The sequence below is a fragment of the Maribacter aurantiacus genome, assembly GCF_005780245.1.
GTDB classification, from domain to species: Bacteria; Bacteroidota; Bacteroidia; order Flavobacteriales; family Flavobacteriaceae; genus Maribacter; species Maribacter flavus.
This window is the reverse complement of sequence record NZ_VBUK01000005.1, coordinates 98,988-119,901: the sequence shown is the minus strand read 5'-3', so window position 1 is coordinate 119,901 and position 20,914 is coordinate 98,988. Positions and strand designations below refer to the sequence as shown.

Sequence of the window (20,914 nt, the reverse complement as noted above, 5' to 3'; positions counted from 1 at the left end):
GATACTACTTTGGATTAATGAAAACAATCCATGCCTATGGGCGAACCATCCGGAATCTTTGGCGCATCGACAACTTTAAATTCATCTGGGTGTTCATAAAAATCAGTGATCCTACGGCTAATTTCCCCTTTGATAGCCGCATTTTCCATATTCATGGCATTCAATTTTTTTAGCTGCATGTTGGCGATCGCATTTACCTGCGGATGGACGGCATCACTCGCTACCAAGTTCATCAGATGAAATAGCACCCTAAAATTGATATTTTGCTGTACCTCATTGCTATAGGAATTTTTCAGATTTTTCCCGAAGGTATTGGAAACTACTTCGGCCAATACCTCTTCCAATCCAAGATTGTTGGGGTCCAAAGCCTTTTGTTGGATCAATCTGGAAGCCCTTTCCGGATGTAGCAATAGTCCAAGGGTCATATCGGCGGCCGTTTCTGGAGCGGAAAGTGCGTCAAAGGTGACGCCCGTCTTGCCGTTAAAGGATTCCCGGGTACTTCCAAAACCAATGGCCCTGGGAGGGAACAAACTCAATTTCTCCTTTGGGATTGCAATTTCATCGGCATCCAAGGTCCTTAAAATTGCCTTTAAGGTTTGTTCCTGAGTTCGCTTATCTACAGGGGCAACGGTCAATTGGCCATCCCCCTTTACGGTATAGTTATAATCCAAACCGCCTATGATCTTTGTTGCCGCTTCTGTTTGATACCGATGGAAAAAATACAAGGGTGCGAAAACGTCTTCCAAAACGGAATTGGCCTCATTGGTGCGGATATTGTCTATAGAGAAGTTTGCGATGGCGGTCTCCCTGATCTTCAACATATCCAACAATTCGTCACTGATAGACTTTCCGTTGTCCCAAAGGTGGGCGAATACATGGGCCCCGCCTTGTGGACGCGCATCTTGATCGGATATGTACCGTAGACCATCCGAAGTTGCTTTTTCCAAAATTTCGTTCAACGCTTCCCGCTCATTGGTACCTTTGGGAAAATCGCTATAAGCATAGGCCACGATTACCTTGTCCCATTCCCCGATGCCCATATCATACGCATTGGAAAAATCGATTTCACCATTTTTGACCGAAAACTGGGGATGTGGATAATCCATCACCGAAGCCCTTCCATTGGTGCTGGCGGCAAAGTTGTGCGAAAAGCCCAAAGTATGCCCTATTTCGTGTGCCGATAACTGACGGATTCTCGCCAAGGCCAAATCCAACATAGGCTGGTAATTATCGTCCCTTTCCGCAAAAGGCTTGTTCATCAAAGCCTGTGCAATTAAAAAATCCTGACGGATTCGTAAACTTCCCAAACTAACATGTCCTTTAATTATTTCACCGGTTCTGGGATCCGACACGCTGGAACCATAGCTCCATCCCCTAGTAGATCTGTGCACCCATTGAATGACATTATAGCGAACATCCAAAGGATCCGCATCGTCCGGCAACATTTTTACCTGAAAAGCATCCTTATACCCAATGGCCTCAAATGCTTGGTTCCACCACCTGCCACCTTCCAAAAGGGCACTACGAACAGGTTCCGGGGTTCCGTTATCCAAATAATAGATTATAGGTTCTACCGCTTCACTGACCTCGGCATCGGGGTTTTTCTTTTCCAACCGATGCCTAGGGATAAACCTTTTTATCAAGGACTCCTCAACGGGAGTCGCATAATCGTAATAGGAAAAGGGATAGGCCCCTGACCTGGGGTCGAACTCGCGCTTTTCAAAATTGTCATCGGGGAGTTCCACAAATGAATGATGCTGGGCCACGGTAATCAATCCAGGGTTGGGCACCACACTTCTCACATAGCTTCCTTTGGGACTTCCCTTAAAGGTTAGGGTAATATCAAATTCAATATTTTTTGGAAAGGCCTTGGTACGGTCCATCGCCATGGCACTTTTTTCCTTGTCCAGCGTATAACTTCCCTGATCGGTGCTTTGGAGTCTTTCCGTAACTCCATGGATATCCTGCATTAAAAACCCCGATATATCAATAATATATTTCCCATCTTTTTCCTCTTCAATGGGAAAACCATATAAAATGGATTTTGCAAAGGCCTGCTCCACGGATTTCTTTTCAAGGGCATTGTCCGTCAAGGCCCTGAACTTTAAATTAGGCTGCACCAAAAGGAGCTTGTTTCCGGCCTTCCTGAAAAAGACTACCTGTTCATTTCCCAATTGCCCCCTGTCCAAGCCAATATCATTGCTTCCGATGCCACTGCTCAAGGAAGAAACATATAGAAACTCCTTTTCCAATTGGGGTACCTCTAGATAAATTTTGTCGGTTTTGGAATCGTAATAGAAATCGAAAAGGCCTTCAAACTTTTGGAAATCCTTTTTTTTCTCTGAAAACTGACCAAAAACCGGTGATAGGGATAGTATGGCCAAAAACAGCCATAACGGGGATGTTTTTTTCATGTATTAATGGGTATTGATTCTTAAAAATTACTGTTTACATCCAATAAGTCGCAAATGAATACGTGAAAAAAACAACTTGGATGTTTGGTTTCAAAATTTAGTTAGGAGTTAAAAATAGATAATTTACGGCTAAATTCTTAACCGATGGTGTCCTAATTGGAGAAACACGTTTTTAAACAAAAAAGTCGCAGGATTTTTATAGAAAAGAAAATTTAAGCACCCTATTTATGTTGAAATACTAAGCGTTTTTTCTATAAAATTTTTTACCTTTTATGAAAACAAATTGTATGTCTAACGTTGAGAACCAAATTTTTTCCTCCTATCAGAGAAACCCTGATTTATATGACGAAATTTACGATAGTAAAGGAAACATAAAGGATATCTATCAAAAGCTTTTTGATATTTATGGCGGGCATTCCATCCAGGATTATATCAACCTTAACTCCAAGGCCAAAGCATCTTTTTTCAATCAGGGAATAACCTTTCAGGTCTATGGTGAGGACAATGTTCAGGAAAAGATTTTTCCCTTCGACCTATTCCCAAGAATTATCGACCCGGAGGAGTGGGACATCATTGAAAGGGGATCCATTCAAAGGGCCAAGGCATTGAACCTTTTTCTGTGGGACATTTACCACGATAAGAATATATTAAAGGATAAGGTCGTTCCCTTGGAACTCATTACGTCTTCGGCCAATTACTTGGATCAAATGAAAGGGCTCAATCCACCCGGTGGCATTTACAATCATATATCGGGAACCGATATCATTAAACACAAAGATGGCCAGTATTATGTTTTGGAGGACAATATTAGATGTCCGTCCGGAGTGAGCTACGTAATCTGCAACCGCACGGCCTTGAAACGGGCCCTCTTTGGGGTTTTTAACCATTACCAGACCTATACGGTTACGGACTACGCGGAAAACCTATTGGAGCAATTGGAATCCGTAAAACCAAAAGGTGTAGATATCCCAAATTGCGTTGTTATCACGCCGGGCATGTATAATTCCGCTTTTTATGAACATTCCTACTTGGCAAAGACCATGGGGGTCGAACTTGTAGAAGGACGTGACCTGTTCGTTGAAAACGATTTTGTGTACATGAAGACCATCAAAGGACCTGAAAAGGTGGATGTAATCTACAGGCGAATTGACGATGCATTTTTGGATCCATTGGAGTTTAGGCCGGATTCCGCTTTGGGCGTACCGGGCCTATTCGCCGCTTACAAAAAAGGGAACGTAACACTTGCAAACGCACCTGGCACGGGAGTCGCCGATGATAAAGCGGTTTATACCTATATGCCGGACATCATTAAATATTACCTGAAAGAGGAACCCATCCTAAACAATGTGCATACCTATCATTGTAGCAGACCGGACGAGTTGCAATATGTATTGGAAAATATAAAGGACCTGGTCGTAAAACCTGTGGACGAAGCAGGTGGTTATGGTATCTCCATAGGCAACAGGCTTACCCAACAGGAAATTGAGGAAGTACGAAAACAGATAAAGGAAAATCCAAGAAAATATGTCGCCCAGCCCATCATGTCACTTTCCGTACATCCAACCTATATCGATGATTCCGAATCTTTTGAACAGCGTCATGTAGATCTAAGAACGTTTACCATTCTAGGCAAGGACAAGGAGTTCGTTTTAAAAGGCGGATTGACCCGTGTGGCGTTGAAAAAAGGAAATTTAATCGTGAACTCATCCCAAGGCGGCGGGTCAAAAGACACTTGGGTCTTAAAAAAATAAATACTACATGTTAGCAAGAGTAGCCAATAATCTTTTCTGGATGGGACGATACATTGAACGTTCCGAGCACATTGCGCGTTATATGAACGTGAATTATTTTTCGTCCCTGGACGCACCTAACCAAATTTCCCAGGACAGACAGTTTGTTCTTAGGTCGATGTTGTTTATGGTTGGGGAACCTGATAAGGATTCCAATGGAACACTGGTGGAGGAAGAGGTATTGTTCAAAATTGGCGTGGACCCCAGTTTTGTATCGTCCATTTTGAACAATGTAAAATATGCCAGGGAAAATGCCAACAGTGCACGGGACCTTATTTCTACGGAACTCTATGAATCCATCAACAAATTCTACCATTTTGTCCTAAATTATCCCAAAGAGGTTTTCGTAAGAAGCGGGCTCCATGATTTCACGACCAATGTGACGGAAATGAGTGCCATACTTAGGGGTAAAATTAGGGGTACGCTATTGCACGATTCCGTTTACGCTATCATCATGATGGGCGTAAATATTGAAAGGGCGACACAGATTACCCGTATGATCAATTCCAAATATAACGACGCATTATTGTCCCAGAGCGATTTTGAGGATGGTTTTCGGAAAAGTTTTGAATGGACCACACTACTGAAATGTGCGGAGTCCTATGACATGATGCGCAGGTACTATAAAAAACCGCCTACTAGCATATCCACCTTGGAATTCCTCATTTTGAACCCCAATTGCCCCAGATCCGTCATGAATGCTTTGAACCAGTTTTACGAGCATGTGAAAATTCTAAACCCAGAAAGAAAATACAATAAGGAATCCACAGCGTTTCTGATTGGCCGCGTTCGATCCGAATATGAATTCAAATACATAGAGGAAATTGAAAAGGATATAAAATCCTTTATAGAAAGTATTCTCAAAAGTCTGGAGGAAATCAGCAATAAGGTAGACGAAGAGTTTTTCAACTATTAATGTCTACAAATAGGCTATTTTTACATCCAAGATGTGGAAAGAGCATACCATTCTGTACGAATCCAATACTACTTTTGAAAATGAGGTGGCCGAAGGGTATTGGCAATTCCTGATAATCCCCATGGAAAACGAGTTCCAAGAGATACTGGAATTCGATTTTTCAAACTCCACCCACTGTGTGAACCAATTATCAATAAACGGTTTTGGATTTAAAACCATTAAGGTGCACCCAAAAAAGGCGTTCAGCCAAATTTCCTTTAAAGCTACCTTTAGAGTACGTACTTCCCTGCTACAAATGCCCGAGCCAACGAAGTCCGAGGATATTCTAAACACACTAGAGGAAATCGGCTCCCTCAAATTTCAGGTGCACTTTGAGCGTTTTTTACGGGCAACCCCACTAACGGGATTACCCAAGAACAAAAATGGTAGCTACCAGTTCGACCCAAATAAGGGAATTTTTGAAAACCTTGTAAAGTTGAACTTTTGGATACATTCCCAGTTCCAATTTGTATCGGGAGGACCTGAGGGCACGTCTAGAATGGAGACAATCCAGGTCTTAAAATTGGGCAATTCCAAAGACCTGGCACATCTTTTCTGTACCATGGGCCGATACAATAAAATACCTTGTAGATATGTATCGGGCTTTTTAAATCATGAGAACGGATGCCTTGGCGATGGGCAAATACATGCTTGGGCGGAAGCCTTTGTCCCTGGTTACGGTTGGTTGGGATTTGACCCTACCAACAATAGGGTGGTCAATGCCGATTACATCAAAATCTGCCATGGCAAGGATTCTATGGATTGTTTACCGGAGAAGCGCGTAATCCATTCGGCCGAGAACCATAAAACTACGTATTCCGTTGTCGTTAAAAATCAGCAACGCCTCATACAGCAATAATCGGAACAAACTATATCAAATTTGGTAAAAAAGAATAGTATTTTTACCGAAAATTATCTCAGATGATAGTAACTACAGACCATTATAAAGGTCTTATTGATCGCCTTGGTGCGTTAAGGAGGTATCTTTGACATCGATGCCAAACTTATTGAAATAGAGAACGAGCAGGAAAAGACCTTGGCACCCGATTTTTGGGACAATCCCCAAGAGGCACAGGCACAAATGAAATACATCCAGTCCAAAAAGCAATGGGTGGATGACTTCAATGCCGCCAAGACATTGGTAACCGATCTGGAAGTGCTTATTGAGTTCCTTCAGGAAGGGGAAGTATCGGAGGAAGAAGTAGAAACTCAATATGAAAAAGCCTTGAATTCCTTGGAAAAAATGGAGTTCAAGAATATGCTTTCCGAAGAGGGTGATGAACTTCCCGCTGTACTGCAGATAACCGCAGGTGCGGGCGGTACCGAGAGTTGCGATTGGGCCTCCATGTTAATGCGGATGTACATGATGTGGGCCGAAAAAAATAGATACAAGGTAAAGGAACTGAACTTTCAGGAAGGTGACGTTGCCGGTATTAAAACGGTCACCTTGGAAATTGATGGTGAATATGCGTTTGGATGGCTAAAAGGTGAGAACGGTGTTCACAGATTGGTACGAATTTCCCCGTTTGACAGTAACGCCAAAAGACACACCTCTTTTGTTTCTATCTATGTGTATCCTTTGGTGGACGACAGTATAGAGATAGACGTAAATCCGGCCGATATCACGATCACCACGGCAAGATCTAGTGGCGCGGGAGGACAGAACGTGAACAAAGTCGAGACAAAGGTGCAATTGGTGCACCATCCCACAGGCATACAAATTTCATGTTCGGACTCCAGAAGTCAGCATGACAATAGGGCCACCGCAATGAAAATGTTGAAGTCCCAACTTTACGAAATAGAACTGCGGAAAAAGATGGAGGCCCGTCAGGAAATAGAGTCTTCCAAAATGAAAATAGAATGGGGTTCGCAAATACGGAATTACGTAATGCACCCCTATAAATTGGTCAAGGATGTGCGAACTGCTGAAGAAACAGGCAACGTGGATGCGGTCATGGATGGGGAGATAGATGCTTTTTTAAAGGCCTACCTTATGATGATGGGACAAAAAGAGGAAGAATAAACACATTATATTTTAACAATGATTAAAATTTATCACAATCCCAGATGTAGAAAATCCAGGGAGGGTCTGGAAATATTGGAGGATTCTGGCAAGGAGTTTGAAGTAGTTAAATATCTGGAGGATGTTCCCTCAAAGGAGGAACTGCGACAAGTTCTTCAGTGTTTGGGTATCTCGGCGGAGAATTTGGTCCGTAAAAACGAGACAATATGGAAAGAGAACTATAAAAATCGTCTTTTGACCGAAGAAGAAATCCTAGATGCCATGATAGAGAACCCAAAACTCATTGAAAGACCGATAGTTATAAAAAACAACACGGCGGTAATAGGTAGGCCACCAGAAAATATTAAGACCCTGATTTCTTAAGGTTCCTTAAAATCGCGGAAACTATTAACAAATAATTAACCAAAGCGACTTAAACCAAAGTTCAATTTCAAAATCAAACATTATGAATAGTACAAAGAAATGGAATCGCTTAAGCATTATCACATTGACCCTATTTCTATTCGCTGGTGTAGAAATATACGCCCAGTTTGGAAATGGTATGGGAGGATATGGTTATGGTAGGGGTTATGGATATGGAAGAGGACGAAGTGCCATACCACAGGCCCAAGAAACTCCCGAAGAGGTAAAGCCCAAGACGGCCGAAGAATTGGTAGACGGTGAAATGCCCTCCATTACAGAGGCCTTGCAATTGAACGATTTTGAAAGTGCCATTCTAAGTTCAATATTGAAAAAATACGTTCAGGAAAGAATTGAGGCACAAATATTAAAACTTCCACCTGAAAAAATGCGTGAGGTCTATGATAAGATTACGCAGCGGCAGGATGAAGAATTAAAAGCAAGTTTACCTCTAGAAAAATATGAGGCATTTGTAGAACTCCAAAAAAACGGAGTGGACAAAACCATAAAAAAGAATAAAAAAGAAAAAAAGAAACAACGAAAGAAAGACAAAAACTAAACCTATGAGAAAACTTTTCCCTTTACTCCTACTATTATTCACTTTACAAGTTATAAGTCAAAGACCAGAAGGAGGCCCAGGGAACGGTCGATCTCCTGTAACGATTACAGGTACGGTTCTAGATGAAGAAAATAACCAACCTTTGGAATATGCAACTTTGGTACTACAAAGTGTTGATAATCCAGAACGGGTTACGGGCGGAATTACGGATATCAACGGTAAATTTTCTGTAGAAGTAGGTCCTGGAAGATACAATGCACGAATAGAATATATCTCTTATAAATCAAAGGAGTTTCCCAATCAAAATTTTACCAAATCCACGGATTTAGGTACCATTAAACTTGCGCTGGATGTTGCACAACTGAACGAAGTAGAGTTAGTTGGAGAACGCACCACCGTAGAGGTACGCTTGGACAAAAAGGTATATAATGTAGGAAAGGATTTAACGAATAGTGGTGCGACCATAAGTGATGCCTTGGATAACATTCCTTCCGTTACGGTGGATGTAGATGGTGCCATAGCCCTTAGAGGAAATGGAAACGTAAGGATATTAATCAATGGTAGACCTTCCGCCCTTGCGGGCTTTGGTTCCACGGATGCACTTAGACAGCTACCTGCTGATGCTATTGAAAAAGTGGAGGTGATTACGAGCCCATCCGCGAGATATGATGCAGAAGGCACCGCCGGTATTTTAAATATCGTTTTAAAGAAAGAAAAGACCCGTGGATTTAATGGTACCATAAATACAACTGTAGGCTATCCAGACGCGTTTTCCATTACTCCAAACCTAAACCTTCGTACGGACAACTTCAATATTTTTACTACTATAGGCTATAGGTATAACAAAGGTCCCGGAAACGGCTTTTTTGACAACACCTATTTTAATGGTGCCTTTGACCGAATTATCGAGGATAGGGATATAAATAGAAACAATAGCGGATTTAATGCCAATTTAGGAATAGAATACTTTCTAACAGATCAATCTTCATTAACCATTAGTGGCTTTGGAAGGTTGAACGATGGAGAAGATGTTACGGATAATAATACAACACGTTTCATAGGTACAAATATTGATAGCAGAACTTTAAGAAGGGAAATTGAATTAGAGGATGAAAAGAGCTATCAACTTTCACTTAATTACAACAATAATTTTAATGATGAAGGACATAAATTAACGGCTGACTTTCAATATTCCTTTGATGAGGAGATAAAACCCATCATAATTAGTGAAGACCAATTTTTTCCTACGGATTCCATTATTGATGCTCAAAACATAGATCAGATTGAATTACAAAATGAAGTACTGGTACAGGTTGATTATGTACTTCCTATGGGAGATGCACAATTTGAGGCGGGCTATAGAGGTAATTTTGAGGAAAACGACAATGACTTCGCCTTGGAGCAACGTAATCCTGATACTGGTGTTTTTGAACCCAATCCTGGCTTGACAAACCGTTTTATCTTTAATCAAAACGTAAATGCGCTGTATACCCAATATGGGAACAAATACGGTAAATTTTCATTTCTTGCTGGTCTAAGACTGGAAAACACACAGTTAAAAGGTCAAGTAACCGGCGTAGATATTGAAACATTACGGGAAATTTTGGGACCGGAAATTGATTTGGATTTCAACAAGAATTATTTGGGCCTTTTCCCTACTTTGAACCTTATTTATGAACTAGCCGAAAACGAAAATATATCTTTGGGTTATAATCGACGTATCAATAGACCTAGGGGATTCTTCATAAACCCATTTCCCTCGTTTTCCAGTAGAACAAATATTTTTCAAGGTAATCCTGATTTGGATCCAGCCTTTGCTAATGCCTATGATATAGGATATCTAAAAAGATGGGAAAAAATTACACTTACAACTTCTGTGTATTATCAAAAAGAGACAAATTCCTTTGAAAGAATCCAAGAAGAAACAGGTCAACTTACAACAGATGGTATCGCAATTATACGCTCTTTGCCCATTAATCTTTCAACCAATGAGCGAATAGGTGGAGAAGTTGGCATACTTTACAACCCCTTTAAATGGTGGAGAATCAACGGAAGTTTTAACTTTTTCCAGTTTAATTCCAGCGGTATATTTAATGGTGTAGATTTTGGCGCCAAAAACACGAGCTGGTTTTCTAGATTTAGTTCCAAGGTTACATTACCAGGAAAAATTGATTGGCAAACAAACGCCTTCTATCGGGGCCCCACAAACAATGCCCAAACAGAAAACGAAGGCATTTTTTCCATAAATCTGGCATTTAGTAAGGACATTCTAAAAGACAATGGCACCATAGCCTTTAATGTTAGCGATTTATTAAACTCAAGAAAGCGTATGTCTTTCACACAGACTCCTACGTTTACTTCAGATAGTGAATTTCAATGGCGGGTAAGGCAATTCAATCTTTCTTTTGTATATCGAATTAACCAGCAAAAGCAGCGTGAAAGAAGACAGCAAAGGGACGACTCCGGAGACGATGAAGAATTTGGAAGTTAATGGAGAAACGAATACAAAAAAAAGGGGAAGCATTTTGCTTCCCCTTTTTAATTACTATATTTTAAGCCTGTCTTGCGGCTTTTTTCTTTTCACGTCTTTCCTTCAAAAGCTCACGAATATTTCCAAACAACCAATATGGTACTACAAAAGTCAACAAGAATATCATTAACCAAAATCCTATGGTAAGTATGGTCAAAAAAGCTAGAAATCCTAAATATTGGTCAAATTCAAACATGATACTTCGTTTTATGTTCCAAAGATACTTTGAAAATGATACATTTTCCAAGTCAAACTTAAAAAAATATTTAATAGGCATTGAAGTCCAAAAAATTGGGCAAACCCCTAAATTTGTTATTCAAAATATTTAACATCATGAATTACAGAATAGAAAAAGACACTATGGGCGAAGTACAAGTGCCCAAGGATAAGTATTGGGGGGCACAAACGGAACGTTCCCGTAATAATTTTAAAATTGGACCTTCGGCATCCATGCCATTGGATATAGTTTACGGTTTTGCGTATTTGAAAAAGTCGGCCGCATATGCCAATTGCGAGTTAGGCGTATTGTCCGAAGCAAAAAGAGACCTAATTTCCCAAGTCTGTGATGAAATTTTGGCTGGTAAACATGATGAACAATTTCCATTGGTAATTTGGCAAACAGGTTCTGGCACCCAAAGTAATATGAACGTGAACGAAGTGATTGCCAACAGGGCCCATGAAATTGCGGGAAAGGTCATCGGGGAAGGTGAAAAGACCATTCAACCCAACGATGATGTCAATAAATCCCAATCTTCAAACGATACCTTCCCAACGGGCATGCACATTGCGGCGTATAAAAAAATCGTGGAGGTAACCGTTCCCGGAGTAAAGCGATTAAGGGATACCTTGGATAAAAAAGCAAAGGAATTTAAGGATGTTGTTAAAATTGGTCGGACACATTTGATGGATGCCACTCCCCTAACCCTTGGGCAGGAATTTTCAGGATATGTTTCCCAATTGGACCATGGGCTAAAGGCATTGAACAACACCTTGGACCACTTGAGCGAACTTGCCTTGGGAGGAACCGCCGTTGGTACCGGACTGAACACACCCGAAGGCTATGACGTACTAGTAGCCAAATACATTGCAGATTTTACCAGTTTACCCTTTAAAACCGCAGAAAACAAATTTGAGGCCCTGGCCGCACACGACGCTATTGTTGAGAGCCATGGGGCACTGAAGCAATTGGCGGTTTCGTTGAACAAAATTGCAAACGACATACGAATGATGGCATCGGGACCAAGATCGGGAATAGGGGAAATAATCATTCCGGCGAACGAACCAGGTAGTTCTATTATGCCGGGCAAGGTAAACCCTACACAATGTGAGGCAATGACCATGGTATGTGCCCAAGTAATGGGCAACGATGTTGCCATTGGGGTTGGAGGTACACAAGGACATTATGAATTGAACGTATTCAAGCCAATGATGGCGGCGAATATTTTACAGTCCGCCCAACTATTGGGGGATGCCTGCATAAGTTTTGAGGAACACTGTGCCTCTGGCATTGAGCCGAATCGTAGTGTCATCAAGCAACTCTTGAACAACTCCTTGATGTTGGTTACAGCCTTGAACACAAAGATAGGATATTACAAAGCGGCCGAAATAGCGAATACGGCCCACAAAAACGGAACCACCTTAAAAGAGGAAGCCGTGAATCTAGGTTATGTAACCGCCGAAGAATATGATGAATGGGTAAAACCTGAAGATATGGTAGGAAGTCTTAAATAAAAATTGTTGTAGAAAATGAAAAGGGCGGTCTACGAAAGACCGCCCTTTTTATATATGTAATGGATAGTGTTCTATTATTTTAAAGCGAACTTGGAAGTTCCCAATAATTTAAGCTTATCATCATACACATTCACCATATAGTTTCCATCTTGGAAATCACTAGCTGGTTTGTTAATGTAATCACAAACATCCAAAGCCTTGTTTTCGTAATAGAATTCCGTAGCCTTACTGTAAGTAATGGAAGCACCTTCATCGTTTGTCTTGGAGAAACTTTCGCCCATAACATTTCCTTGGGGATCCAATACCTCTAAATAAAATTCCCTATCACCGGCTTGGGCGATAACGTTATCGGCAACCGTGAAACAGATCTTAAATTTATCAGTAGCCCTGGCTCTTTGCGTTGAGACCAATTTACCACTATTACGCTCTTTTACGGCATCTACATTAAATTTTGAAAGATTCAAAGCGGAACCTTTGGCAACGGCATCGGCCAGTTGCGTGTTCTGCACAACCAAAGAATCATTGAAAACTGTTTGTTTTTCTAACTCAACATACGTACTGTCACGTTGCATGGCAATCATCGTGTTGGATCGGGTTAAAGAATCCACTTGTTTCAACAACTGCTCTCTTTCGGCCTTAAGTACATCCACTTGTCTTCTATATCTTGACAAAGCGGAAATATCGGCTTTCATTGTTTTTACGGAATCGATATATTTTGCAATATTATCCCTAGCCGTAACCAATTCCTCATTGGTAGCGTTACTTTCTAAAATAGCCTTATCGTATTCGGATTTTAAGCTATTCAAGTCCTCAACCACCAATTCCTTCTCCTTGGTTAGAACGGTTTCAGTCTTTTTCTTATCCTGATAAAGACTTACAGTGTAGATAATAGTACCTAAGAGCACTACACCCAATAAAGCCGCTAGGACTTTCAAACCATTGTTATTTTTTGTTTCGGTCATAATGTAATATTTAATTAATCTTGTTGATTTTCAACTAAAGTGTTTGTTTGTATCACTCTATATACGTACGGATGCGGATTTTAGATTTTTTAATGTTAAATAATTTTAAATCCGTTTTCAAAGACTATGTACTTTTAATACTTTTAAGCATACCACGATTTCAAATATAATGCTGGAAATCATTGCTTTTGAGCCGAAATACAAGGATATTTTTAGGGACTTAAATCTGGCATGGCTAGAGCGATTTTTTTATGTGGAGGATAAAGACCATGAACTTCTCAACGATTGTCAGACACATATCCTGGATAAAGGAGGACTCATATTCATAGGTCTTTGGAACCAAAAACCCGTGAGCTGCTACTCCCTATTGAAAAAGGGGACCGGAATCTACGAATTGGGAAAAATGGCGGTGGATATGGAATACCAAAGTTTAAAAATCGGCCAACGGATGTTGGCGCACGCCATCGCTTTGGGAAAGCGTAACCAATGGGAGCGTATTGAACTATATTCCAGCACCAAACTGAATCCGGCGCTTCACATATACAGAAAGTTTGGGTTTAGGGAAGTGATTCTGGAAAACAATTCTCCCTATGCACGATCCGATATAAAAATGGAACTATTACTTTAATTAAATCATATTATGAAAAAGAGAAATTTACTTACGATACTATTTTTTTCGGCAACCCTTTTGTTTTCTTGTAAGGACAAGAAAGGGAAAGATGTTGATGCTGTACCAGCATATAATTCTGAAGCAAACATTCCACCCCAATCTCCATCCCAAGTATTGGACAATTTAAAGGTTGTCCCTATTGAACACGCCACAACAGTACTCGAATGGAACGGTGTCACCATTTATGTGGACCCTACCGGAGGGGCGAAAGCTTTTGAAGGTCAAAATGAGCCTAATCTACTATTAATAACCGATATCCATGGCGACCATCTCAATGTGGAAACCTTACAGGAACTGAATACGGACAATGTTGCCATCGTAGTCCCGCAAGCCGTAGCCGACCAACTTCCGGAAGCATTCCATCCACAGTTGAAAATTTTGAATAACGGTGAAACTGCAGCGCTGGAAGGTATAAAAATTGAGGCAATCCCCATGTACAACTTGCGAGAAGAGGCCAAGGATTTTCATGTAAAAGGTAGGGGCAACGGTTATGTCCTCACCTTGGGGGATGAACGCGTTTATTTTTCCGGGGACACTGAGGACATTCCTGAAATGCGAAACCTTCAAAATATAGATAAGGCCTTTGTTTGTATGAACCTGCCGTATACGATGACGGTGGAGAATGCCGCCTCGGCCGTTTTGGATTTTAAACCAGCAGAAGTTTACCCTTATCATTACAGGGGCAGACCAGATGTAAGCGATGTTTCAAAATTCAAGGAACTGGTAAACGCCGGCAATGCCGATATTGAAGTGGTCCAATTGGATTGGTACCCAAATGAAGAATATTGATAAAATGTAACATCACAGTAAGAAATGAGTCTTACTAAATGAAAATTGTTTAATCGACTAAAATAAAACTGTATGAAATTAAAATTCGGAATGTTTCTACTTCCTGTATTATTTCTTTGCATACTTGGTTGTCAAAATCAAGAAGAAAAGAAGGATGCCGATAGTCAGAAAATGGCACAATTCAAGGTACCCGTAGAATATTACACCTTGGACAACGGACTCAAGGTAATCCTTTCGCAGGACAAAACCTCGCCAACGGCCATCGTGGCGGTGTACTACAACATCGGGTTTCGGATAGAACCGAAGGATAGGACCGGATTCGCCCACCTTTTTGAACACATGATGTTCCAAGGCTCCAAAAATTTGGGGAAAATGGAATTCATAAAACTCGTTCAGGAAAACGGAGGCGTCCTTAACGGTTCAACCAGATTTGACTTTACCAACTACTTTGAAATTGTCCCTTCCCATAAATTGGAGACCATGCTATGGGCAGAAGCGGACCGAATGCGAGGTTTGGACATCACCCAGGAAAACCTGACCAACCAACAAGGTGTGGTAAAAAACGAGGTGAAAGTAAACGTTCTAAATCAGCCGTATGGCGGATTCCCATGGTTGGATATGCCACAATATGCCAATTCGAATTGGTACAATGCACACAACTTTTATGGGGACCTGGAAGATTTGGACGCCGCCAATCTGGAAGATGTATCGAGTTTCTTTAAGACCTATTACGCTCCCAACAATGCGGCACTTTCCGTGGTGGGTGATTTTGAAACAGAAGAGACCAAGGCTTGGATTCAAAAATATTTTGGAGATATTCCTGCATCGGATCTACCAGCAAAACCGGATATTTCAGAGCCAAAACAAACGGAGGAAAAAACCTTTGTAAAGGATGATCCCTTGGCCAATAAACCGGCCATAGCCCTAGCCTATCATATGCCGGAAAGAAACTCGCCGGAATATTTTGCCATGGGCCTTTTGGACCAAATTTTGGTTCAGGGAGACAACAGCCTTTTGGCCCAAAAACTGGAAAAGGAAAAAGGGTTTACGTCAAACGTGAGCGGCGGCATCAACTACTTGGGCAATATGTTCAATTACCAAGGTCCCATGCTTTGGATGTACGACCTTACCTATGATACGGATACATCGGAAGAAGAAATTTTGATGGCCATTGATGAAGTCATGAACGGACTAAAGGATTCCATAGACCAACCCACAATAGATCGGGCCATCGTTAAAATCAGGTCACAACTCTATGATGACATTGGCGGAACTTTTGGTTTGGGCCGTGCAGACCTACTTGCTTCCTTTGCATTATTTGATGACAACCCTCAAAGGATAAATACCTTGGAGGATTCCTTTAAGGAAATTACCCCAGAAATCGTCAAGAAAACCATTGACGAATTTTTGACCAAAACAAATAGAACCGTGCTAAGGGTAAATCCCCTTTTGGCAGATAACGATAAAACACAATCCTAATGAAGCGTTCCATTTTATTTATTGTTGCATTAACATTCTCCATGGGAGTTTGGGCACAGGAAAAAGAGATGCCCCCAAAAGGAGGCGAACCTAAAAATTTCACCTTACCTAAAAAAGAAATTGTTTCCTTTGACAACGGACTAGAATTGGTAATGATTCCATACGGATCTATTCCAAAAGCTACGATCCGCTTCAGTATAAAGACTGGGAATATCGATGAGAACGAAAACCAGGTCTGGTTGAGCGATCTTTTGGCCGATTTGCTGGAGGAGGGAAGCATCACGAAAACGAGCAAGCAAATTGCCGACGAAATGGCTGGAATGGGTGGAAACCTGAACATTGGCGTTGGGTTACACACTTCGTCCATAAGCAGTTCCGTACTGTATGAATTCGCCCCGGAAGCGATAAAAGTAATGGCCGATGTCCTTCGAAACCCTAAATTCCCGGAAAGTGAACTGGACAGGTTAAAGGATAACATGAAACGGGACCTTTCGGTACAATTATCCCGACCCCAGGCACAGGCAAACAGGGACTTTTACGCTACAATTTACCCTAACCATCCGTACGGAAGGATATATCCAACGGATGAATTGATAGATTCCTATACCGTTGCCGATATTAAGTCCTTTTATGACAACCATTTTGGTGCCTTGAGGACTACGGTCTATGTGGCCGGTAATTTTAACGCCGATGAAGTCAAAACAGCGGTGGAAAGTGCCTTGGGCGATTGGAAAAAAGGTACGGAGGCCCAATACAACGTGGCGGAACCCGTAACCGCCAATGAGATAAAAATCATTGACAGACCCGATGCTCCCCAATCTACCATATACTATGGACTCCCCACGGTTGGCCCTTCGGATGCCGATTTTGTGGCATTGGATGTTACCAATTCCATTCTGGGAGGTTCCTTTGCTTCCAGGATAACAAGCAATATCCGTGAGGACAAGGGATATACGTATTCACCTTATAGTAGTTTGGACACCAATTACAAGAGTGGCGTTTGGTACGAATCCGCGGATGTAACTACCGAACACACAGGTGCTTCCTTGGCCGAAATACAAAAAGAAATCAAACGCTTGCAGGATGAACCCCCAACCCAGGAAGAATTGGATGGTATCATTAATTATGAGTCCGGTATCTACGTGCTTCAGAACTCAACACCCAATGGTATCATTGGCCAATTGATATTTTTGGATACGCACGATCTTGACGAGTCCTTTTTGACCAATAAAGTTCAGAACATGCATGCCATTACCCCTGAAAAGGTACAGGAAATGACCCAAAAGTATATCAAGCCGGAAAATATGACCTTGATCGTCGTAGGAGATAAGGCCAAAATACAGGACCAAGTGATGGAAACGGTTCAAAAACCGTTGAAGAAGTAACAAAATAGACCTGTCAGGTTTTGAAAACCTGACAGGTCTTAAATAAGTATGTCAATGAGAGTTCTAACGAATCAATTTTTTATACTTGATTCGCTTCGGCATTAAATCACCTCCAAGTCGTTTCTTCTTATTTTCCTCATAATCAGAAAAGGAACCTTCAAAGAAATAAACCTGTGAGTTCCCTTCAAAGGCCAGGATGTGGGTACAGATACGGTCTAGGAACCACCTATCGTGGGATATCACCACGGCACAACCTGCAAAGTTCTCCAAACCTTCTTCCAAGGCCCTTAAGGTATTTACATCCAAATCGTTCGTAGGTTCATCCAACAACAGCACGTTTCCTTCCTCTTTGAGGGTCATGGCCAAGTGCAGTCGGTTTCGTTCCCCACCGGACAACATGTTTACCTTTTTGTTCTGTTCGCTTCCGGAAAAGTTGAACCGACTTAAATAGGCCCTAGAATTTACCTGTCTTCCCCCCATCATGATCAATTCCTGCTCGTCACTGAAATTTTGCCAGATAGTTTTTTCGGGGTCAATATTGGAATGACTTTGATCCACGTAGGCAATCTTTGCAGTATCGCCAACCACAAATTCACCTTTATCAGGGGTTTCCTCACCCATTATCATCCTAAAAATGGTGGTCTTACCTGCTCCGTTGGGACCTATGATTCCCACAATTCCGGCTTGCGGTAACCTAAAGTTTAGATCTTCATATAATAGTTTGTCGCCATATGCCTTGCTAACACCTTTTGCTTCAATCACATTCGTTCCCAAACGAGGGCCATTGGGAATATAGATTTCTAGTTTCTCGTCCAGTTGTTTTTGGTCCTGGCTCATCAACTTATCGTAATTATTGAGTCGGGCCTTCTGTTTGGTCTGTCTGCCCTTAACACCTTGCCGTACCCATTCCAACTCTCGCTCCAGGGTCTTCTGGCGTTTGGAGGCCGTTTTGCTTTCTTGGGCCAAGCGTTTTGATTTTTGATCCAACCAAGAGGAATAGTTTCCTTTCCAAGGGATACCTTCCCCCCTATCCAATTCCAAGATCCAACCGGCCACATTGTCCAAGAAATATCGGTCGTGGGTCACGGCAATGACCGTACCTTTATATTGGGCCAAATGATGTTCCAACCAGTGTACGGATTCTGCATCCAAATGGTTGGTAGGCTCATCCAACAAAAGAATTTCGGGTTCCTGAAGCAGCAATCGGCACAGCGCTACCCTTCTTCTTTCCCCTCCTGACAATACTCCTATTTTCTTATCGCCCTCAGGGGTTCTGAGTGCATCCATGGCAATCTCCAGCTTGGTGTCCAATTCCCAAGCGTTGGAAGCATCTATCTTATCCTGAAGTGCGGCCTGCTTGTCCATCAACTTCTGCATTTTATCGGCGTCCTCATACACCTCTGGAAGGCCGAACATGTCGTTGATTTTATTATATTCATCCAGAATAGCCACCGTTTCCGCTACACCTTCCTTTACCACTTCCAAGACGGTCTTGTTATCGTCCAATTCAGGTTCCTGTTCCAAATAACCCACATTGTAACCTGGTGAAAAGACCACATCCCCCTGGAAATTCTTGTCCTTGCCGGCGATGATTTTAAGCAACGTGGATTTTCCGGAACCATTAAGTCCCAAAATCCCGATTTTGGCACCGTAAAAGAAACTCAAGTAAATATCCTTTAAAACAGGAGTATTGGCCGTTTTGAACGTTTTGGTCACACCGGACATTGAGAAAATGACCTTCTTATCGTCAGACATAAAAATCTATAAGTTAGTTGTTAGTGAATAGTAAGTCGTTGTTGGTTGTTGGTTGTTGGTTGTTGGTTGTTGGTTGTTGGCTAAAGAAAAAACAGTTGTATACATTAGCTTTTTGCTTTTTTCAAAAAAAATAAAACTCAGAACTTTGAACTCTTAACTCATCACATGTAAACCTAAACCCTTCCTTTTAGGGCATTAAAAACCCAGGCAATGGCAAAAAATCCTATGCCGACCGAAGCAAAGCCCCATCCTGCAACTTCATTATATCGAAAAGCTCCAAGAGCTATTAAAATCAACCCGACCAAAATCATGATAAAAGTGGCCCATGCCAACACAGTGTTCTTGTTCATTCCCATCTTTCCTTAAGTTTTAAGCGAACATCAAATATCGTAATTTTTAATATGCCTTTCCAATTTTAAATCTGATTATTATAATTCAAAAGGGAATTTAATGTCTGTTTTCTGTCGTATGGTATCCATCAAATAAATCAGGTCCAAACTATTTTGATGGCTCCATAAATCGCTTTCCAACTTGCCGGCTTGTAAACACTTATGTACTTCTTCGATTTCATGTGCATATCCCTTCCCTATTTTAGGTAATTCCAAGGTCTTTGTTTCCCCATCCTTGACCAACGTGTAACTGGTAGCTTCGTGCCACCTTGGATTGATAAAAACCGACCCTTTGTTTCCCGAAATTTCACTTTTCATTTCTGAGTCGGAAGTTAGTCCGCTATATAACATAGCGTGTGCATTGTGATAGTCGAAAATCATACTACATTGTTTTTCTACACCCGTTTCATGAAAATGAACTTTCGCCAAGATATCGGCAGGCATTCCAAGCATTAAATATGCTAAAAAAATTGGGTATATGCCTATATCCAATAAAGAACCGCCGGCCAATTCAGGATTGAGCAATCGTCCCTTTTCATCGCGATCTAAGGCATAAAATGCAAAATCTGAATATAGGTATCCAACATCCCCTATCTCACCTGAGTCAACAAGTTCCTTAACGGCATTTATAGTGGGGTTGAATCGGGACCAAAGGGCCTCCATTAAGAATACCTTGTTCTTTTTGGCAGCTTCTATCATTCGCTCTACTTCCGACTTGTTAACACCCATAGGCTTTTCACAAAGTACATGTTTACCTGCCTCCATTGCACTGATGGCCACCTCGGCATGATACGTATGCGGCGTAGCGATATATATAACGTCAACCGTATCACTTTCAAAAAGAGCATCATAACTCCCAAATACATGGGGAGCCCCATATTCCTCAGCAAATTTCTTAGCCCTTTCAAGACTTCTAGAACCTACAGCTGTAAGTTTACCTCCGGAAACCAAGGCTAAATCCTTTGAAAACGAATGTGCTATTTTACCGGCACCTACAATACCCCATCTTACCATACTTTTATATTTTGTTTACAATTTACCCAAATTTAACTCCTTATCTTTAGCCTAAGAAATGAAAACGGAC

General features: G+C 41.4%; 18 protein-coding genes. 12 read left to right on the top strand and 6 right to left on the bottom strand.

The annotated features are described in order from the left end of the window. Window positions 1-14: 14 nt before the first annotated feature. A complete protein-coding gene (locus FEK29_RS10350) occupies window positions 15-2,414 on the bottom strand; it encodes a zinc-dependent metalloprotease (RefSeq protein WP_138258362.1) in 2,400 nt (799 codons plus the stop codon). 287 nt (window positions 2,415-2,701) lie between these two features. Here FEK29_RS10350 and FEK29_RS10345 point away from each other — a divergent pair, with 287 nt between their 5' ends. The 7 genes from FEK29_RS10345 (at window position 2,702) to FEK29_RS10315 (ending at window position 10,631) form a co-directional block, all read left to right on the top strand. After that, window positions 2,702-4,165: a circularly permuted type 2 ATP-grasp protein gene (locus tag FEK29_RS10345; protein ID WP_138258361.1), complete on the top strand. Its 1,464-nt coding sequence runs from the start codon at window positions 2,702-2,704 to the stop codon at window positions 4,163-4,165. A 7-nt stretch (window positions 4,166-4,172) separates the two neighbouring features. Then, window positions 4,173-5,120: an alpha-E domain-containing protein gene (locus FEK29_RS10340; RefSeq protein WP_138258360.1), complete on the top strand. Its 948-nt coding sequence runs from the start codon at window positions 4,173-4,175 to the stop codon at window positions 5,118-5,120. A 31-nt stretch (window positions 5,121-5,151) separates the two neighbouring features. Beyond that, complete coding sequence (locus tag FEK29_RS10335; RefSeq protein WP_138258359.1) at window positions 5,152-6,018, top strand: transglutaminase-like domain-containing protein; 867 nt, start codon at window positions 5,152-5,154, stop codon at window positions 6,016-6,018. Window positions 6,019-6,083: 65 nt separating this feature from the next. Continuing rightward, window positions 6,084-7,182 (top strand): peptide chain release factor 2 gene (gene prfB / locus FEK29_RS10330; RefSeq protein ID WP_138258474.1). Its coding sequence is split into 2 segments (ribosomal slippage): window positions 6,084-6,146 and window positions 6,148-7,182, totalling 1,098 coding nucleotides; the frame shifts between segments, so codons are not numbered across the junction. Between the two features lie 18 nt (window positions 7,183-7,200). Further along, window positions 7,201-7,545: an arsenate reductase (glutaredoxin) gene (gene arsC, locus FEK29_RS10325; protein WP_138258358.1), complete on the top strand. Its 345-nt coding sequence runs from the start codon at window positions 7,201-7,203 to the stop codon at window positions 7,543-7,545. 82 nt (window positions 7,546-7,627) lie between these two features. Beyond that, a complete protein-coding gene (locus FEK29_RS10320) occupies window positions 7,628-8,140 on the top strand; it encodes a hypothetical protein (RefSeq protein ID WP_138258357.1) in 513 nt (170 codons plus the stop codon). Between the two features lie 4 nt (window positions 8,141-8,144). Continuing rightward, entirely contained in the window at window positions 8,145-10,631 is a 2,487-nt protein-coding gene (locus tag FEK29_RS10315; protein ID WP_138258356.1) for a TonB-dependent receptor domain-containing protein, read from the top strand. A 61-nt stretch (window positions 10,632-10,692) separates the two neighbouring features. On the opposite strand, the gene FEK29_RS18050 is transcribed toward FEK29_RS10315, so the two are convergent. Beyond that, complete coding sequence (locus tag FEK29_RS18050) at window positions 10,693-10,866, bottom strand: hypothetical protein (RefSeq protein WP_162850213.1); 174 nt, start codon at window positions 10,864-10,866, stop codon at window positions 10,693-10,695. A 137-nt stretch (window positions 10,867-11,003) separates the two neighbouring features. On the opposite strand from FEK29_RS18050, the gene fumC reads away from it, so the two are divergent. Beyond that, window positions 11,004-12,401: a class II fumarate hydratase gene (fumC, locus tag FEK29_RS10310; RefSeq protein WP_138258355.1), complete on the top strand. Its 1,398-nt coding sequence runs from the start codon at window positions 11,004-11,006 to the stop codon at window positions 12,399-12,401. A 74-nt stretch (window positions 12,402-12,475) separates the two neighbouring features. Here fumC and FEK29_RS10305 read toward each other — a convergent pair whose 3' ends face one another. Next, a complete protein-coding gene (locus tag FEK29_RS10305; RefSeq protein ID WP_138258354.1) occupies window positions 12,476-13,363 on the bottom strand; it encodes a hypothetical protein in 888 nt (295 codons plus the stop codon). Between the two features lie 169 nt (window positions 13,364-13,532). Between FEK29_RS10305 and FEK29_RS10300 the strand changes: the two genes are divergently transcribed. The 4 genes from FEK29_RS10300 (at window position 13,533) to FEK29_RS10285 (ending at window position 17,686) form a co-directional block, all read left to right on the top strand. Then, entirely contained in the window at window positions 13,533-13,991 is a 459-nt protein-coding gene (locus FEK29_RS10300) for a GNAT family N-acetyltransferase (RefSeq protein WP_138258353.1), read from the top strand. A gap of 12 nt (window positions 13,992-14,003) precedes the next feature. Next, on the top strand, window positions 14,004-14,822 hold the full coding sequence (locus tag FEK29_RS10295; protein WP_138258352.1) for an MBL fold metallo-hydrolase: 819 nt from the start codon (window positions 14,004-14,006) through the stop codon (window positions 14,820-14,822). A 72-nt stretch (window positions 14,823-14,894) separates the two neighbouring features. Then, window positions 14,895-16,301, top strand: coding sequence for a M16 family metallopeptidase (locus FEK29_RS10290; protein ID WP_138258351.1), 1,407 nt, complete (start codon window positions 14,895-14,897; stop codon window positions 16,299-16,301). Further along, complete coding sequence (locus FEK29_RS10285) at window positions 16,301-17,686, top strand: M16 family metallopeptidase (RefSeq protein ID WP_138258350.1); 1,386 nt, start codon at window positions 16,301-16,303, stop codon at window positions 17,684-17,686. Before FEK29_RS10290 ends, FEK29_RS10285 begins: the two co-directional genes overlap by 1 nt. 63 nt (window positions 17,687-17,749) lie before the next feature. Here the strand turns inward: FEK29_RS10285 and ettA are convergent, their stop codons facing one another. The 3 genes from ettA to FEK29_RS10270 all read right to left on the bottom strand — a co-directional run bounded on the left by ettA (window position 17,750) and on the right by FEK29_RS10270 (window position 20,844). Next, window positions 17,750-19,441, bottom strand: coding sequence for an energy-dependent translational throttle protein EttA (gene ettA, locus FEK29_RS10280; protein WP_138258349.1), 1,692 nt, complete (start codon window positions 19,439-19,441; stop codon window positions 17,750-17,752). A 173-nt stretch (window positions 19,442-19,614) separates the two neighbouring features. Next, window positions 19,615-19,791: a CAL67264 family membrane protein gene (locus tag FEK29_RS10275; protein WP_240042728.1), complete on the bottom strand. Its 177-nt coding sequence runs from the start codon at window positions 19,789-19,791 to the stop codon at window positions 19,615-19,617. Window positions 19,792-19,869: 78 nt separating this feature from the next. Next, complete coding sequence (locus tag FEK29_RS10270) at window positions 19,870-20,844, bottom strand: Gfo/Idh/MocA family protein (RefSeq protein WP_138258347.1); 975 nt, start codon at window positions 20,842-20,844, stop codon at window positions 19,870-19,872. Window positions 20,845-20,914 lie beyond the last annotated feature (70 nt).

What these genes read in the sequence shown, in the direction of transcription:
- FEK29_RS10300 (WP_138258353.1), top strand. Translation starts at nt 13,533, where the DNA reads ATGCTGGAAATCATTGCTTTTGAGCCGAAATACAAGGATATTTTTAGG.
- FEK29_RS10270 (WP_138258347.1), bottom strand. Translation starts at nt 20,844, where the DNA reads ATGGTAAGATGGGGTATTGTAGGTGCCGGTAAAATAGCACATTCGTTT.
- FEK29_RS10315 (WP_138258356.1), top strand. Translation starts at nt 8,145, where the DNA reads ATGAGAAAACTTTTCCCTTTACTCCTACTATTATTCACTTTACAAGTT.
- FEK29_RS10335 (WP_138258359.1), top strand. Translation starts at nt 5,152, where the DNA reads ATGTGGAAAGAGCATACCATTCTGTACGAATCCAATACTACTTTTGAA.
- FEK29_RS10275 (WP_240042728.1), bottom strand. Translation starts at nt 19,791, where the DNA reads ATGAACAAGAACACTGTGTTGGCATGGGCCACTTTTATCATGATTTTG.
- FEK29_RS10320 (WP_138258357.1), top strand. Translation starts at nt 7,628, where the DNA reads ATGAATAGTACAAAGAAATGGAATCGCTTAAGCATTATCACATTGACC.
- FEK29_RS18050 (WP_162850213.1), bottom strand. Translation starts at nt 10,866, where the DNA reads ATGTTTGAATTTGACCAATATTTAGGATTTCTAGCTTTTTTGACCATA.
- FEK29_RS10345 (WP_138258361.1), top strand. Translation starts at nt 2,702, where the DNA reads ATGTCTAACGTTGAGAACCAAATTTTTTCCTCCTATCAGAGAAACCCT.
- FEK29_RS10350 (WP_138258362.1), bottom strand. Translation starts at nt 2,414, where the DNA reads ATGAAAAAAACATCCCCGTTATGGCTGTTTTTGGCCATACTATCCCTA.
- FEK29_RS10285 (WP_138258350.1), top strand. Translation starts at nt 16,301, where the DNA reads ATGAAGCGTTCCATTTTATTTATTGTTGCATTAACATTCTCCATGGGA.
- fumC (WP_138258355.1), top strand. Translation starts at nt 11,004, where the DNA reads ATGAATTACAGAATAGAAAAAGACACTATGGGCGAAGTACAAGTGCCC.
- FEK29_RS10340 (WP_138258360.1), top strand. Translation starts at nt 4,173, where the DNA reads ATGTTAGCAAGAGTAGCCAATAATCTTTTCTGGATGGGACGATACATT.
- FEK29_RS10290 (WP_138258351.1), top strand. Translation starts at nt 14,895, where the DNA reads ATGAAATTAAAATTCGGAATGTTTCTACTTCCTGTATTATTTCTTTGC.
- ettA (WP_138258349.1), bottom strand. Translation starts at nt 19,441, where the DNA reads ATGTCTGACGATAAGAAGGTCATTTTCTCAATGTCCGGTGTGACCAAA.
- FEK29_RS10305 (WP_138258354.1), bottom strand. Translation starts at nt 13,363, where the DNA reads ATGACCGAAACAAAAAATAACAATGGTTTGAAAGTCCTAGCGGCTTTA.
- FEK29_RS10295 (WP_138258352.1), top strand. Translation starts at nt 14,004, where the DNA reads ATGAAAAAGAGAAATTTACTTACGATACTATTTTTTTCGGCAACCCTT.
- arsC (WP_138258358.1), top strand. Translation starts at nt 7,201, where the DNA reads ATGATTAAAATTTATCACAATCCCAGATGTAGAAAATCCAGGGAGGGT.